This window comes from Halomonas getboli, from assembly GCF_023094245.1.
Taxonomy (GTDB): domain Bacteria; phylum Pseudomonadota; class Gammaproteobacteria; order Pseudomonadales; family Halomonadaceae; genus Halomonas; species Halomonas getboli.
Genome location: NZ_JALMEW010000002.1, coordinates 422,346 through 436,373 on the forward strand (window position 1 = coordinate 422,346; position 14,028 = coordinate 436,373).

General features: G+C 65.4%; 15 protein-coding genes and 2 tRNA genes. 5 read left to right on the plus strand and 12 right to left on the minus strand.

The features are described from left to right. Positions 1 to 78: 78 nt before the first annotated feature. Genes MYL53_RS06905 through sdhC form a run of 4 tightly spaced genes read right to left on the minus strand, consistent with a single transcriptional unit; the run spans position 79 to position 3,295 of the window. Positions 79 to 789 (minus strand): succinate dehydrogenase iron-sulfur subunit, encoded by a 711-nt coding sequence (locus MYL53_RS06905; protein ID WP_247852882.1) that lies wholly within the window; start codon positions 787 to 789, stop codon positions 79 to 81. An 11-nt stretch (positions 790 to 800) separates the two neighbouring features. Next, complete coding sequence (gene sdhA, locus MYL53_RS06910) at positions 801 to 2,573, minus strand: succinate dehydrogenase flavoprotein subunit (protein ID WP_247852883.1); 1,773 nt, start codon at positions 2,571 to 2,573, stop codon at positions 801 to 803. Positions 2,574 to 2,576: 3 nt separating this feature from the next. After that, the gene (gene sdhD, locus MYL53_RS06915; RefSeq protein ID WP_247852884.1) at positions 2,577 to 2,924 is read right to left on the minus strand and encodes a succinate dehydrogenase, hydrophobic membrane anchor protein; all 348 of its coding nucleotides are present in this window, start codon (positions 2,922 to 2,924) and stop codon (positions 2,577 to 2,579) included. Continuing rightward, entirely contained in the window at positions 2,918 to 3,295 is a 378-nt protein-coding gene (sdhC, locus tag MYL53_RS06920; protein ID WP_247852885.1) for a succinate dehydrogenase, cytochrome b556 subunit, read from the minus strand. Before sdhC ends, sdhD begins: the two co-directional genes overlap by 7 nt. A 457-nt stretch (positions 3,296 to 3,752) precedes the next feature. Between sdhC and gltA the strand changes: the two genes are divergently transcribed. Then, complete coding sequence (gene gltA / locus MYL53_RS06925) at positions 3,753 to 5,039, plus strand: citrate synthase (protein ID WP_247852886.1); 1,287 nt, start codon at positions 3,753 to 3,755, stop codon at positions 5,037 to 5,039. 609 nt (positions 5,040 to 5,648) lie between these two features. Here gltA and MYL53_RS06930 read toward each other — a convergent pair. The 3 genes from MYL53_RS06930 to gltX form a co-directional block, all read right to left on the minus strand. Next, positions 5,649 to 5,724, minus strand: a tRNA-Glu gene (locus MYL53_RS06930). A 22-nt stretch (positions 5,725 to 5,746) separates the two neighbouring features. Continuing rightward, positions 5,747 to 5,822 (minus strand) — tRNA-Ala (locus MYL53_RS06935). Between the two features lie 213 nt (positions 5,823 to 6,035). Next, positions 6,036 to 7,514 (minus strand): glutamate--tRNA ligase, encoded by a 1,479-nt coding sequence (gltX, locus tag MYL53_RS06940; protein ID WP_247852887.1) that lies wholly within the window; start codon positions 7,512 to 7,514, stop codon positions 6,036 to 6,038. A gap of 190 nt (positions 7,515 to 7,704) precedes the next feature. Between gltX and MYL53_RS06945 the strand changes: the two genes are divergently transcribed. Both MYL53_RS06945 and MYL53_RS06950 read left to right on the plus strand, forming a co-directional pair. Continuing rightward, positions 7,705 to 8,445 (plus strand): SDR family NAD(P)-dependent oxidoreductase, encoded by a 741-nt coding sequence (locus tag MYL53_RS06945; RefSeq protein WP_247852888.1) that lies wholly within the window; start codon positions 7,705 to 7,707, stop codon positions 8,443 to 8,445. 107 nt (positions 8,446 to 8,552) lie between these two features. Further along, positions 8,553 to 9,140, plus strand: coding sequence for a helix-turn-helix domain-containing protein (locus MYL53_RS06950; protein WP_247852889.1), 588 nt, complete (start codon positions 8,553 to 8,555; stop codon positions 9,138 to 9,140). A gap of 10 nt (positions 9,141 to 9,150) precedes the next feature. Here MYL53_RS06950 and MYL53_RS06955 read toward each other — a convergent pair whose 3' ends face one another. Genes MYL53_RS06955 through MYL53_RS06965 form a run of 3 tightly spaced genes read right to left on the minus strand, consistent with a single transcriptional unit; the run spans position 9,151 to position 10,387 of the window. Then, positions 9,151 to 9,753: a hypothetical protein gene (locus tag MYL53_RS06955; protein ID WP_247852890.1), complete on the minus strand. Its 603-nt coding sequence runs from the start codon at positions 9,751 to 9,753 to the stop codon at positions 9,151 to 9,153. A gap of 36 nt (positions 9,754 to 9,789) precedes the next feature. Further along, positions 9,790 to 10,113, minus strand: coding sequence for a TraR/DksA family transcriptional regulator (locus MYL53_RS06960; protein WP_247852891.1), 324 nt, complete (start codon positions 10,111 to 10,113; stop codon positions 9,790 to 9,792). A gap of 34 nt (positions 10,114 to 10,147) precedes the next feature. Further along, the gene (locus tag MYL53_RS06965; RefSeq protein ID WP_247852892.1) at positions 10,148 to 10,387 is read right to left on the minus strand and encodes a hypothetical protein; all 240 of its coding nucleotides are present in this window, start codon (positions 10,385 to 10,387) and stop codon (positions 10,148 to 10,150) included. A 125-nt stretch (positions 10,388 to 10,512) separates the two neighbouring features. On the opposite strand from MYL53_RS06965, the gene dusA reads away from it, so the two are divergent. Continuing rightward, positions 10,513 to 11,511 carry a tRNA dihydrouridine(20/20a) synthase DusA gene (gene dusA, locus MYL53_RS06970; RefSeq protein WP_247853002.1) on the plus strand — a complete coding sequence of 333 codons (999 nt, stop codon included), beginning with the start codon at positions 10,513 to 10,515 and terminating at the stop codon, positions 11,509 to 11,511. 4 nt (positions 11,512 to 11,515) lie between these two features. Here dusA and MYL53_RS06975 read toward each other — a convergent pair whose 3' ends face one another. Next, a complete protein-coding gene (locus MYL53_RS06975; RefSeq protein ID WP_247852893.1) occupies positions 11,516 to 12,547 on the minus strand; it encodes a succinylglutamate desuccinylase/aspartoacylase family protein in 1,032 nt (343 codons plus the stop codon). A gap of 154 nt (positions 12,548 to 12,701) precedes the next feature. Here MYL53_RS06975 and MYL53_RS06980 point away from each other — a divergent pair, with 154 nt between their 5' ends. Next, entirely contained in the window at positions 12,702 to 13,322 is a 621-nt protein-coding gene (locus MYL53_RS06980) for a TetR family transcriptional regulator (protein WP_247852894.1), read from the plus strand. On the opposite strand, the gene MYL53_RS06985 is transcribed toward MYL53_RS06980, so the two are convergent. Continuing rightward, a complete protein-coding gene (locus MYL53_RS06985; protein ID WP_247852895.1) occupies positions 13,314 to 14,018 on the minus strand; it encodes a hypothetical protein in 705 nt (234 codons plus the stop codon). The genes MYL53_RS06980 and MYL53_RS06985 overlap by 9 nt on opposite strands. Positions 14,019 to 14,028 lie beyond the last annotated feature (10 nt).

A 14,028-nucleotide genomic window follows, 5' to 3' on the forward strand; every position in this document is an offset into this window, starting at 1 on the left:
TCGGACGTCTCACCGGGGGCCAGGCTGCGACAGCACGTCGCAGCCTGGGGCGTATGATAACAAGCCCGGGCCCACGATTTAAGTGGCATTCGCCAGCAGCATCTCGCGAATCTTGCCGATCGCGCGCGTGGGGTTGAGCCCCTTCGGGCACACTGCCACACAGTTCATGATGCCGCGGCAGCGGAATACGCTGAACGGATCCTGGAGATCCTCCAGGCGCTCGCGGGTGGCCTCGTCGCGGGAGTCGGCCAGGAAGCGATAGGCCTGCAGCAGGCCGGCCGGACCGACGAACTTGTCCGGGTTCCACCAGAACGACGGGCAGGAGGTCGAGCAGCAGGCGCACAGGATGCACTCGTAAAGACCATCGAGCTTGTCGCGATCCTCCGGCGACTGCAGGCGCTCGATGGCCGGCGCCGGCGTGTCGTTCTGCAGATACGGCTGGATGCGCTCGTACTGCTGGTAGAACAGCCCCATGTCGACCACCAGGTCACGAATGACCGGCAGGCCGGGCAGCGGACGCAGGGTCAGCTTGCCCTTCTTGACCACGTCGGACAGCGGCGTGATGCAGGCCAGGCCGTTCTTGCCGTTCATGTTCATGCCGTCGGAGCCGCACACGCCCTCGCGGCAGCTGCGGCGATAGGCCAGGCCGTTGTCCTGCTCCTTCACCAGATGCAGGACGTCGAGCACCATCAGGTCGCGACCCTGGGTGTCGACCTGGAACTCCTCCATGTAGGGGGCGGAGTCCGTTTCGGGATTGTAGCGGTACAGGGATACCTGAAGCGTGGACATCGTGACTCCCCTCAGTAGGTACGGACTTTCGGTTCGAACATGTCGACGGTCTTGGGCGCGAAGTTGACGTCGCGCTTGCCCAACCGCTTCTCGGCCGGGAAGTAGAGCGAGTGCTTCAGCCAGTTGACGTCGTCGCGATCCGGGTAGTCGTAGCGAGAGTGGGCACCACGGCTTTCCTTGCGTTCGAGGGCGGCGATGGCGGTGGCCTCGGCGACCTCCATCAGGTTGTCGAGCTCGAGCGCCTCGACCCGGGCGGTGTTGAAGGTGTTGGACTTGTCCGGCAGGTAAGCGTTGTTGATGCGCTCACGCAGCTCGGCCAGCTGCTGGACGCCCTTCTGCATGTTGTCTTCCTGACGGAAGACGCCGAAGGCGTTCTGCATGATGTCCTGCAGCGCACGCTTGAGTTCGGGCACGGTCTCGCCGCTCTCGGACTCGTTCCAGCGGTTGATGCGCTGCATGGCGGAGGCGACATCGGACTCACTGGCCGCCAGGTACTCGACGCCCTCGTTGAGCGCACCTTCGATGAACATGCCGGCCGCGCGACCGAACACCACCAGGTCGAGCAGCGAGTTGCCGCCCAGGCGGTTGGCGCCGTGGACCGAGACGCAGGCCGCCTCGCCGACGGCGTAGAGGCCGTTGACGATGTGGTCGTTGCCGTCGCCATCCTGCATGATCGCCTGGCCGTGCACGTTGGTCGGCACGCCGCCCATCATGTAGTGGCAGGTCGGCACCACCGGGATCGGCTCCTTGGCCGGGTCCACGTGAGCGAAGGTCTTGGACAGCTCGACGATGCCCGGCAGGCGCTTGCCGAGGACTTCCTCGCCGAGGTGGTCGAGCTTGAGGTAGACGTGGTCGCCGTTCTCGCCGCAGCCGCGGCCCTCGAGGATCTCCATGACCATGGAGCGCGCGACCACGTCGCGGCCGGCCAGATCCTTGGCGTTGGGCGCGTAGCGCTCCATGAAACGCTCGCCGTCCTTGTTGACCAGGTAGCCGCCCTCGCCGCGGCAGCCCTCGGTCACCAGGGTGCCGGCGCCGTAGATGCCGGTCGGGTGGAACTGCCACATCTCCATGTCCTGCATCGGGAAGCCGGCGCGCAGCGCCATGCCGATGCCGTCGCCGGTGTTGATCAGGGCGTTGGTGGTGGAGGCGAAGATGCGACCGGAGCCGCCGGTGGCCAGCACGGTGGCCTTGGACTTGATGTGAACCACTTCGCCGGACTCGATGTCCATGGCGATGCAGCCGACGACGTCGCCATTGGCGTTCTTGACCAGGTCGACGGCGTACCACTCATTGAGGAAGGTGGTATTGTTCTTCAGGTTGTTCTGATAAAGAGTGTGCAGCAGGGCATGACCGGTACGATCCGCCGCGGCACAGGTACGGGCCGCCTGACCGCCTTCGCCGAAGTTCTTGGACTGGCCGCCGAACGGACGCTGATAGATACGACCGTTGTCGAAGCGGGAGAACGGCAGACCCATGTGCTCGAGCTCGAAGACCGCCTTGGGACCTTCGGAACACATGTACTCGGCGGCGTCCTGGTCGGCGATGTAGTCGCCGCCCTTGACGGTGTCGTACATGTGCCAGCGCCAGTCGTCGTTCGGATCGGCGGAGGCAATGGCGCAGGTGATGCCGCCCTGGGCGGACACGGTGTGCGAACGGGTCGGGAAGACCTTGGACAGCACGGCAGTCTTCTTGCCGGACTTGGCCAGCTCGAGCGCGGCCCGCAGGCCGGAACCGCCACCGCCGATGATGATGGCGTCGAAGGTCAGGCTACGCATGTTGGACATGGATCAGGCTCCCCACAGGACTTGAATACCCCAGACCAGGAACACGAAGATGGCCAGGATGATGACGGTCTGGACGGCAACACGAATGCCGGTCGGCTTGAGATAGTCGGTGGTCACGGTCCACAGACCCACCCAGGCGTGGGCGGACAGGGACACGAAGGCCAGCAGCGAGAAGATGCGCATCCAGGTCTGGCCGAAGAGCCCGCTCCAGGTCGCGTAGTCGAGCCCCGGGTGGACCAGCAGATAGCCGACGATAAAGAGTGTGTAGAGGGCCAGAATAACGGCCGAAACGCGCTGAACGAGCCAATCGGACAGCCCGCTGCGCCCGAAGTTCGTGATGTTGGTTACCATACCCAGACTCCAGCCAGAATGATCAGGACCACGCTTGCCACGACGGTGATCTGCGCCTTCTTGACGCCACCCTCGAGGGTCACGCCGATGTCGACGTCCATCAGCAGGTGCTTGATGCCGGCCACGAAGTGGAACGCCAGGGCGGACAGCAGCCCCCAGGCGATCAGCTTGACCAGAAAGTTGTGAGCCAGCGCACCGCTGACGGCGGCGAAGCCTTCGGGGGATGACAAGGACGCATCCAGTGCCCAAAAGCCGAAGATCAGGCCGATGAAGAGAATGACGCCGGTAATCCGGTGGGCGATCGACGTCAAGGCGGGGAGGGGGAACTGTATCGTGGACAGATCCAGATTTACGGGTCGTTTGCTATTCACGGCTCTCTACACACTCTCTTGGCCCGCTGCTGGGCACTCGAGGAGAGCCCGACACGGGCGGTGGTTTCGGGAAGGAGAACGATCATGCCTTGCGGGTCACGATCTCCCTTTTCCTGCCAGTCGCGGGACTGGATTATAGGGCCATGCCCATATCGATGACAAATCGCTCGCTCGCCGACTCGACCATGGTGGCAGCCTCCGAATAGCGAAAAAAACGCTGCCCCACGGAGGTTTGCCAGTTTCATGTACTTGGCTTCGCGCACACCGCACCCCGATGGTGCAAAGCACCATTAGCTGTACAAAAAATACACAAAAGCGGTTGGCGCGATCACCTTCGAGCGCCAATGGATGAATTGACAATCGAAAAGACGCTTCTATAGTGGGCGAACCTTTTCGCCGGCAAGTTCCGCGAATTCAGGACTTATCGCGCCACCATGAACTCGAGAGGAGGCCAGTTATGGCTGACAGGAAAGCAACGCTGACGGTAGAAGGTCTGGAGAAATCGATCGAGCTACCCGTCTACTCGGGGGCGGCGGGCCCGGATGTCATCGACGTTCGCGGCCTGGGTGCCGAAGGCCTGTTCACCTACGACCCCGGCTTCATGGCCACCTCCTCTTGCCAGTCCGCCATCACCTATATCGATGGCGGCAAGGGCGTACTGCTGCACCGCGGTTACCCGATCGACCAGCTGGCCAAGCAGTCCGACTTCGTCGAACTGTGCTACCTGCTGCTGTTCGGCGAACTGCCCGACAAGACCCAGTATGACGAATTTGCCGGCCGCATCACCCATCACACCATGGTCCACGAGCAGCTGGCCAACTTCTTCAAGGGCTTCCGTCGCGACGCCCACCCGATGTCGATCCTGTGCGGCGTCGTCGGCGGTCTGGCCGCCTTCTACCACGACCACCTCGACATCACCAAGCAGGAAGACCGCGAGATCAGCGCCATCCGCCTGATCGCCAAGATGCCGACCATCGCGGCCATGTCCTACAAGTACAACGTGGGCCAGCCGTTCGTCTATCCGCGCAACGATCTGAACTATGCAGAGAACTTTCTCTACATGATGTTCAGCAACCCGTGCGAGAACTACGAGATCAATCCGGTGTTCGCCAAGGCGATGGACCGCATCTTCATGCTCCACGCCGACCACGAGCAGAACGCCTCCACCTCCACGGTGCGTCTGGCCGGCTCCACCGGCGCCAATCCGTTCGCCTGCATCAGCGCCGGCATCGCCGCCCTCTGGGGCCCGGCCCACGGCGGCGCCAACGAAGCGGTGCTGAACATGCTCGACGAGATCGGCGACGACTCCGAAGAGAACATCCAGCGCTTCATCGACAAGGCCAAGGACAAGAACGACCCGTTCAAGCTGATGGGCTTCGGTCATCGCGTCTACCGCAACTTCGACCCGCGCGCCAAGGTCATGAAGGAGACCTGCGACGAGGTCCTGGCCCAGCTCGGCAAGGCCGACGACCCGCAGCTCAAGATCGCCAAGCGCCTCGAGCAGATCGCCCTGGAAGACGAGTACTTCGTCGAGCGCAAGCTCTACCCGAACGTCGACTTCTATTCCGGCATCATCCTCAAGGCCATGGGCATCCCGACCAACATGTTCACCGTGATCTTCGCGGTGTCCCGCACCATCGGCTGGATCTCCCACTGGAACGAGATGCTCAGCGACAGCTACAAGATCAGCCGTCCGCGCCAGCTCTACACCGGCCACACCCAGCGCGACTACCCCGCCAAGTAATCGGCGAACGCTTCGCTCCGACGCAGAAGGCCGCCCCTTGGGGCGGCCTTCTTGCATTCCCCCATCGCCCCGGGCCTCTCGAGAGCGGCCCTGAGCACCAACGACTCAACGCCATCGCACTATCTCGACATTCCTTCCCGGCCATCCCTGCACCCTGCCGGCATCGTCTGAGACGACCGCCCCGCCCCACCCCGCTCACGGCCTCGCGCGGAGACGGCCGAGCAGAGCACCCCCCTTTTCCACCGCCGTCATCGTACTGACGCGGTTTCGCAGCGTTTTCCACACAATCTGTGGATAAACCTGTTCAAAACCGTTGGGGAATCGCTCAGAATCGCCATGGATAGCGGCTCGGGCTTAGATTGATCAAATTTTGATCGCATCCAAGCCTTTGATTTTAAAGCACTAATTTAAAAACCCCATAACCACGGGCTTTCGCCGCGATGCTGTGAACAAGCATTGCGACAGGAACCGCTCAAGTGGACAAGTCAAGGCCCGGAACGGCCCTTTCTAGGAGAAAAGCATGAGCCCCAAGCAGTACAGCACCACGGGGCGCCGACGGCGGAGACAAAAAAAGACGCCTAAAGCGTCCGGGGAGATATAAGAGAGTAGTGGCGTCCCATAGGGGGTTCGAACCCCTGTTACCGCCGTGAAAGGGCGGTGTCCTGGACCACTAGACGAATGGGACGCATCGCCTTCGATGACATCTATGGTGGAGCCTAGCGGGATCGAACCGCTGACCTCAACACTGCCAGTGTTGCGCTCTCCCAGCTGAGCTAAGGCCCCACGTGTCGTGAAGACGAGGCGTATAATACTGATTCCCCTCGCCTTCGTCAACGGTAAAACGAGAATTTCCTGCTGCGCTCGCGCTCTTTGTGAAAAGCTGGCCGCCGGCGGTGCTCGCGCTCCTCATGTAGCAGGCTACACTCCGGGCGCTGTGCTCCGGCGGCGACCAGCCTATCGTCGCTTGCGACGGAACTTCAGCGTGTTCCTGTTTAATTAGAGATCGCGGTATTCCTTCTCGAAGCGCTTGGCCTGCTTCTTGGACACGCCGCCCAGCACCGCGATGGCGTGGCGCAGGCGCGCCCGGGTCATGTCCGAGCCGAGGATCGCCATGGCATCCATTACCGAGGTGCTGGCGGCGGAGCCGGTGATGGCGATGAAGACCGGGGCCAGGAAGTCCTTCATCTTGAGCTCGAAGTGTGCGGCCAGCGTCTTGACCTCGGCCAGCAGGGCATCCTTGTGCCATGCCGGCACGGTCTCGAGGCGCCAGGTCAGGAACTGCAGCAGCTTCACCAGGTCCTCGCGGCCCAGCTTGACGCCGTCGAAGTCGCCCTCCTCTATCGCCGGCACACCCGAGAAGAAGTGGCCAGCCAGCGGCATCACATCGGACAGCGTCTCCACCCGCGGGCGCACTTGCGGCAGGATCTGACGCACGTATTCCTCGTTGAAGGCCCAGTCGCGCAGCGCCTGGAGGAAGGCGTCGTCGTCCAGGTCCTCGCGGATGTAGAGGCCATTGAGCCAGCTCAGCTTCTGCAGGTCGAACACCGGCCCGCCCAGCGAGACGCGCTGCACGTCGAAGTGGCTCATCATCTCGTCGAGGGTGAACTTCTCACGCTCGTCCGGCATCGACCAGCCCATGCGACCGAGGTAGTTGGTGACCGCCTGAGGCAGGAAGCCCATGCGGCGGTAGTAGTTGATCGAGGTCGGGTTCTTGCGCTTGGACAGCTTCGACTTGTCCGGGTTGCGCAACAGCGGCATGTGGCACAGCGTCGGCATCGGCCAGCCGAAGTACTCGTACAGCAGCTGATGCTTGGGCGCGGAGTTGATCCACTCCTCGCCGCGCAGCACGTGGGTAATGCCCATCAGGTGGTCGTCGACCACGTTGGCCAGGTGATAGGTCGGCATGCCGTCGGACTTGAGCAGGATCTGGGCGTCCACCTGGGCCCAGTCGACCTCGATGGTGCCACGCAGCATATCCTCGACCACGCAGGTACCGCTGGCCGGCACGTGCATGCGCACCACATGAGGCCAGCCCTCGCGCTCGCGACGCGCGACCTCTTTCTCGGGCAGCGCCAGGTCGGCCGGCTTCAGCGCCAGGTGCAAGCCGGCGGCCTTGCGGGCCTCGCGCAGTTCGTCGAGCTCCTCGCTGGTGCGATAGCACTTGAACGCATGGCCGGAAGCGATCAGCTTGCGCGCATGCTCGGCATAGATGTCGCCGCGCTCGCTCTGGCGGTAAGGGCCGTGCGGACCGCCCACGTCGGGGCCTTCGTCCCACTCCAGACCGAGCCAGCGCAGGGAGTCGAGGATCATCTGCTCCGATTCGGCGGTCGAGCGCACCCGATCGGTGTCCTCGATGCGCAGGATGAACTCGCCGCCGTGCTGGCGGGCGAAACACAGGTTGAACAGGGCGATATAGGCGGTTCCCACATGGGGATCGCCGGTGGGAGACGGCGCGATACGGGTACGTACGGTCATGTCGTCCTTGGTCCGGTCGGGGAATGGATCCTGGCCGCCTTGCCAGCCGGGGCATGAAACCGCATGCTGCCGCAAGACCTCCAGAGGAATGGGCGCATTATACGCGCCTCGCCGGATGCCGGCAGCCGCACCGTGGAATCATCGAAACGCGAAATGGTCCATGGCTGAACCCTAGAGCGCGAGGAACGTCATGCTGCCCCAACTGCCCGACGGCTTCACCGCCCTGATCACCGGCGCCTCCGGCGGCATCGGCTCGGCGCTGGTCGACGCCCTGCTGGACGAGCCGCGCCTGGCGCGCCTGCACGCCATCAGCCGCCGGCCAGTGGTCCGCGACGACGAGCGACTCACTCCCCATACCCTGGACCTCGCCACCGAACAGGGGCTCGAGGCGCTGGGCAAGGCCCTCGATGGCCAACCGCTGCACCTGGTGATCAATGCCATGGGCATGCTGCACGACGAGACGGATGGCATTGCACCCGAGAAGAAGCTCGACGATCTCGACGCCGTGGCCCTGGGCCGACTGCTCCACGTCAATGCGGTTACCCCGGCGCTGCTGCTCAAGACGCTGACCCCCTCGCTCAAGGGGCACCACACGGCGCTGATCGGCAGCCTCTCGGCGCGGGTCGGCTCCATCGACGATAACCGCCTGGGCGGCTGGTACGCCTATCGCGCCAGCAAGGCGGCGCATAACATGCTGATGAAGACCGCCTCGGTGGAGCTGCGGCGCCTGAACCCCAACGCCTGCCTCCTTTGCCTGCACCCCGGCACCACCGACACCGCTCTCTCGGCCCCCTTCCAGTCTCGGGTGCCCGAAGGCAAGCTGTTCACGCCGTCTTTCGTTGCCGAACGCCTGCTCGCGGTGATGAGCGAGCGCTTACCGTCGGACACCGGCGAATTCAGGGACTGGAACGACCAGCCCATCGCGTGGTGACGTTCGGCCGCGACGATGGTCATAACGTTGATGCTCGCTATTGCACAGTTCCCAGCAATCGCAGACCATTCCTCTCTTTCGTAGAGACCTCAGACAGGACGACGTTCATGGAAACACTCGGCCCACGGATCAAACAGCTTCGCCTGGAGGCCAATCTCAACAAGGCGGCCCTGGCCCGTCGAGTCGGCGTCTCGGACGTCACCATCTCCTATTGGGAATCCGGGGCCATCAAGCAGATCGGCCACGAACGCCTGGTCGCGCTGGCCGCCGCCCTGGGCTGCCCGCTCTCCGCCCTGCTCGACAACAACGCCAGCCGCCCGGCACCGCTGTTCCTGCGGGCCGATGGGCCGCCGCCCTGGGAGGGCACCGAGGCCAAGGGCATCGAATTGCCGATCGAACTCACCCCCGGGCAGCGCTGGGACGGCGACTGCCATCTGGCGACGCCGGCGCCGGGCGAGGCACTCGACTACCTGAACACCGGTGACCTGGCGGCCATCGCCCCGACCGAGATCTTTCGCCAGCCGGGCCTCTACCTGATCGAGGAAGCCGGCAAGCTGGCACTGCGCCGGGTCCAGCAGGATGCCAAGGGTGAACTGACTTTCCAGCGCCATGACGACGCCGCGCCGACACCCTATACGCCCGACTGCCGACTGCTGGGCAAGGTCGTCGCCCTGTGGCGTCACGAGACGGTGTGAACCGGCGCGCTTACTTCACTTCCATGACCTCCACTTGGTCGGTGGTATGCCGCGGCTCACTGCCGACCAGAAAGCGCTGACTGGCGCTGATCACCTGACCCAGCCCGTGACGCGAGGCCTGCACCAGCGGACCGCGCAGATGCTGCCCCTTATCCCCCAGCCGCGCCCGCACCTCCGACGGCTGCACCGAGGCGGGCGGCATGTTCACGGTGATGCGATAGCCGCCGTCCGGCAGCCCGCTGCCCGGGCCGAACGGTCCGGCGGCAAAGCCGCCTCCCGCTTCCACTACGGTACGCTCCTGCCAGCGCACACCGCTGAGCTCGCGCTCCACCAGCACCTGCAGGCGCGTCGCCTCGGGCAGGTTGGTGACGCCCTCGACCAGCAGGCGACGATCGCTGCGCAGCCGGGCATCGATATCGATGCTCACTTCGGCATCGAATGGCGCAACGTCAAGCGCCGGCGCGGACTGCGCGGACGTCTCGGGCTGCGCCACGCCACCCAGTCGCTCATCGGCCGGCGGCTTGTCGTCTTCGCTGCCGCCGCAGCCGCCCAGGCCGGCTACCAGCCCTGTCACCAGGGCCATGCCCCAGGCGCCTCGCTGCCATGCCTTCATACGACTCCTCCCTGATCAGACACGCTCCCAGCGGCGTCACCCGCCATCTTGGCACGCTCGACACAGGGTCGCATGGGGCACCGCCGCCAGGCGACCCGCATCGATTGGCTCGCCACAGCGTTCACACGCCTCGCCTCGTCCCTCGCGAATCCGAGCCAGGGCATGGCGGACCTGGGACAGCTCGTCCGCGGCCTCCGCCTCCAGTGAGGCCACCACCTCGTCGTCCCGCGTCTCCAGGGGCTGATCCTCCATGTCCTTGTCCAGCGGTCCCGCCGCTCGCTCCCGGTGCTGACGATAGCGGGCCAGGCGCGCCTCGAGCTCTTCCTTCAGCCGCTCCAGCTCGATCTTGCGATCGCTCATCGTTCGCCTCCTTTCCCTCGCGTTATCTGCCGAGTTAGGCGACCCCGAGGGCGCGATAGCCGCTCGGCGTCAGCTCGAGCCGGCTCGGCCGGCCCTCGTCATCCCGTTGCACCGCGAGATGCCCCGCCTCCTCCAGAGCCGCGATATCGGCCAGCTCCCGAGGCTGGTGCGAATCCTCGCCGGCATGGCCGAACGGTGCGGCCAGCACCCCGCCATGCTGCAACACCCGCGCCAGCAGTTCGCGCCGCGACTCGTCGAGATCATGAGTGTCCATTCGCCCTCCTTCGATTGCCGTGTCACACCGCTGCCTCATCGAGTATGGACGACATCGCCGCCGGCACTCGCACCCCGCGCCATGACTGGTAGAATACGCGCTTCCCGAACGACCCCGTGATGCCGATGACCGATCTCGACCGCACCTTCTCCGTGGCCCCGATGATGGACTGGACGACCCGCGACTACCGCGCGTTCGCCCGGACCCTGACGCGCCGCAGCCTGCTCTATACCGAGATGGTGACCACCGGCGCCATCCTGCACGGCAGCCCCCGCGAGCGCTTCCTCGGCTACGATGCCGTGGAGCATCCGCTGGCGCTGCAGCTCGGCGGCAGCGACCCCGGCGCGCTGGCCGAGTGCGCGGCGATCGCCGAGGCCTGGGGCTATGACGAGGTCAACCTCAACGTCGGCTGCCCCAGCGACCGGGTGCAGAACAACCTGATCGGCGCTTGCCTCATGGGCCACCCCGACAAGGTCGCGGCGGCGGTCAAGGCGATGCGCGAGGCGGTGTCGATTCCGGTCACCGTGAAGTGTCGCATCGGCATCGACGATCAGGACGAGGATGCCGATCTGGCCCGCTTCATCGAACGGGTCGCAGACGCCGGCTGCGAGGTGTTCATCGTGCATGCGCGCAAGGCCTGGCTGGAGGGGCTGTCGCCCAAGGAGAACCGCGACATTCCGCCGCTCAACTATCCGCGCGTACACCGACTGAAGGCCAGCCGTCCAGAGCTGCACATCGGCATCAACGGCGGCATCAAGACGCTCGACGAGTGCCAGGCGCAGCTCGAGCACGTCGACAGCGTGATGGTCGGCCGCGAGGCTTATCAGAATCCCTGGCTGCTGGCCGACGTCGACCGTCGCCTGTACGGCGACATCGGCCCGGCGGCCGACCGCCACGCCGCCGCCGCGGCCTTCCGCCCCTATATCGCCCAACGGCTCGAGGAAGGCGCGAAGCTCAACCACATGACGCGGCACCTGCTCGGCCTGTTCCAGGGCTGCCCGGGCGGTCGCAAGTTCCGTCGCCACCTGTCCGAGCATGCCCACCGTGACGGCGCCGGTCTCGCGGTGTTCGACGACGCCCTGGGCCTGGTGCCGACGCCGCGCGAAGCCATCCCGGCCGACTGACGCGTCAATAGAGCGCGTCGGGCGGCGGCTCCAGGCTCGACTGGAAAGTCTCGACGGCACTCTCGGCCTCCTCGATGGCGTCGAAACGGGCGATATGGAACAGCGCCTCGCCCTCGTTGGCCAGCGGCAGCCGGCTCATGCCAATCACGATGCCGTCGGCCGTGGCCCGCACCTCACCCTCGGCGTTGCCGAAGGGATCGGCGACCCGCCCCAGCAGCTCGCCCGCCGCCACCCGGGCGCCCAACCGCACCCGCGGCCGCAGGATGCCGTCGATCGGCGCACGCGCCCAGCTCGAGCCGCCGGCCACCTCCGCCGCCGGCGGCGGACGGCGACGCTTCTCTCCGCCGAGCATGCCGAGCCGGCGCATCACTCGCAGCACGCCGCGCACGCCCGGGGCAATCGCCCACTCGTCGAAGCGCAGCGCCTCGCCGGCCTCGTAGGTCAGCACCGGAATATCGCGGCTCTCGGCATAGTGACGCAGGCTGCCGTCGCGCAGCTCTGCGTTGAGGATCACCGGCGCGCCGAAGGCGTCGGCCATGCGCTCGGTCTCGCTGCCGGGACGCAGGCGGGCACGGATCTGCGGCAGGTTGGTGCGATGCAGAGCGCCGGTGTGCAGGTCAATGATATGGGTGGCCTGATCGACGATCTGCTCGCGGAGCAGCGCCGCGATCCGGCTGCCCAGGGAACCCGACTCGCTGCCCGGGAAGCAGCGGTTGAGATCGCGTCTGTCGGGCAGGTAGCGGCTGTGCTGCACGAAGCCGAAGACGTTGACGATCGGCACGCCGACCAGGGTCCCCCGAAGCCCCTTCAGCTGGCGCGAGCGCAGCAGCCGGCGCACGATCTCCACGCCGTTGATCTCGTCGCCGTGGATGCCACCGCAGACCAGCATCACCGGCCCCGGCTGGCGGCCGTGAACCACCTCCACGGGAATGTAGAGCGGGGCATGGGTATAGAGCCGGGCCGCCGGCACGTCGATCTGCTGTCGGGTGCCGGGTGCCACGCGAACGCCGGCGAGTTCGAACGGAGCGCGAGCCATGAAGCGACCTCCTGAAATAAGCGCCACCTCATATTCACGCATCCCGGCGAACGCCTCAAGCAACCCCGGACCAACGTAGCATTCACCGATGAATGTAAACCCGCTCGCTCATTGGGTAGAATGGCGCCCTACCCATCCGGAGTCGATCAACACCATGGCCAGACGCACCAAGGCCGAAGCCGAAACCACCCGCGTGGCTCTGCTCGATGCCGCCGAGGAGGTGTTCTTCGAGAAGGGCGTCGCCCGCACCTCGCTGGAGCAGATCGCCCGCCACGCCGGCATGACCCGCGGCGCCGTCTACTGGCACTTTCGCAACAAGGCCGACCTGTTCCGCGCCATGCTGGACCGGGTGCGCATGCCGTTCGAGGAACTGGTGAAGGAAACCGACGTCGAGGCCACCACGCCGCTGGAGGCGATTCGCCTGGGCTGTCGCCAGGGTTTCTGGCGCCTGGAACAGCCGCGACATCGGCGCGTATGCGCCATCCTGCTGCACCGCTGCGAGTTCTTCAGCGATATCGATCCCTGCGCCATGCAAAAGGAGATGGATAGCGAGTGTCTCGGCGCCCTGAGGGACTACTTCGACACGGCCAAGAAACATGGCTTGCTCAGGGACGACATCTCCGCGGAAGACGCCACTCTACTGCTGCAGGCCACCCTGTCGGGCCTTTTCCACGACTGGTTACTCGACACTGAGGCCTTTTCTCTCGCAGAGCGCGGCACCAGGATGGTCGACACCCAGCTGCGGCTGCTCACCCGGCAAGACGCCTTAGCCTGAAGACGTCGGCCCTTTATGCCCCCGCATTTCTTCCCCATCGGAGCGCTCATGTCGCTCCAGCAGATGCAGCCGCACCAGCCGCGTGCGCGCATCCAGGTAGTCCTGCTCCATCACCGAGCGATAAGCGCCCTGGTCAGTTAGATACTTGACCAGCACGCGCATCTCGCCGACCCGCGGCCAGTTCCCCTCCTTGCCCCGCAGGCGCACCTCGCGGCCGGGGTCGTCATCCATTACCGCGGTCGCGCCATCGGCATCGACTTCGGTCACCCGCACCCGCTCGCCCAACAGGCAGCGCCGCGACAGCGTGGGATGACGATGCAGGCGACGATGCAGCCGACGGCACAGCCACGAGGCCAGCGGCGAGGCCAGCGCGAAGACCGCCCAGATCACCGCCATGCCGAGCGGCACACGGAAGAAGCCCAGCGGCAGCGGACGCAGGATCGCCAGCTCGACGACCAGCGCCAGCGCCGAGGCCAGCACGATCAGCGCGCTGAGCGCCACAGAGGCCGGCACGCCGCCGAATCCCAGCGACACCAGGGCACCGGCCAGATTGTCGTTGCGCAGGCTGTCGTGCTCGAACAGCTCCACGGGCGCCAGGCGCAGCAGCACCAGCAACCAGTAGATCGCCGTCAGCGCCAGCAGCGCCGTGAAGACGATCAGCGGGAAACTCAGGGCGAGCGAGACGATAGCGTTCATGGCGACTCCT

What these genes read in the sequence shown, in the direction of transcription:
- dusA (WP_247853002.1), top strand. Translation starts at nt 10,513, where the DNA reads ATGACCGATCTCGACCGCACCTTCTCCGTGGCCCCGATGATGGACTGG.
- MYL53_RS06950 (WP_247852889.1), top strand. Translation starts at nt 8,553, where the DNA reads ATGGAAACACTCGGCCCACGGATCAAACAGCTTCGCCTGGAGGCCAAT.
- MYL53_RS06980 (WP_247852894.1), top strand. Translation starts at nt 12,702, where the DNA reads ATGGCCAGACGCACCAAGGCCGAAGCCGAAACCACCCGCGTGGCTCTG.
- gltA (WP_247852886.1), top strand. Translation starts at nt 3,753, where the DNA reads ATGGCTGACAGGAAAGCAACGCTGACGGTAGAAGGTCTGGAGAAATCG.
- sdhD (WP_247852884.1), bottom strand. Translation starts at nt 2,924, where the DNA reads ATGGTAACCAACATCACGAACTTCGGGCGCAGCGGGCTGTCCGATTGG.
- MYL53_RS06985 (WP_247852895.1), bottom strand. Translation starts at nt 14,018, where the DNA reads ATGAACGCTATCGTCTCGCTCGCCCTGAGTTTCCCGCTGATCGTCTTC.
- MYL53_RS06955 (WP_247852890.1), bottom strand. Translation starts at nt 9,753, where the DNA reads ATGAAGGCATGGCAGCGAGGCGCCTGGGGCATGGCCCTGGTGACAGGG.
- sdhA (WP_247852883.1), bottom strand. Translation starts at nt 2,573, where the DNA reads ATGTCCAACATGCGTAGCCTGACCTTCGACGCCATCATCATCGGCGGT.
- MYL53_RS06945 (WP_247852888.1), top strand. Translation starts at nt 7,705, where the DNA reads ATGCTGCCCCAACTGCCCGACGGCTTCACCGCCCTGATCACCGGCGCC.
- gltX (WP_247852887.1), bottom strand. Translation starts at nt 7,514, where the DNA reads ATGACCGTACGTACCCGTATCGCGCCGTCTCCCACCGGCGATCCCCAT.
- MYL53_RS06905 (WP_247852882.1), bottom strand. Translation starts at nt 789, where the DNA reads ATGTCCACGCTTCAGGTATCCCTGTACCGCTACAATCCCGAAACGGAC.
- MYL53_RS06975 (WP_247852893.1), bottom strand. Translation starts at nt 12,547, where the DNA reads ATGGCTCGCGCTCCGTTCGAACTCGCCGGCGTTCGCGTGGCACCCGGC.
- MYL53_RS06960 (WP_247852891.1), bottom strand. Translation starts at nt 10,113, where the DNA reads ATGAGCGATCGCAAGATCGAGCTGGAGCGGCTGAAGGAAGAGCTCGAG.
- MYL53_RS06965 (WP_247852892.1), bottom strand. Translation starts at nt 10,387, where the DNA reads ATGGACACTCATGATCTCGACGAGTCGCGGCGCGAACTGCTGGCGCGG.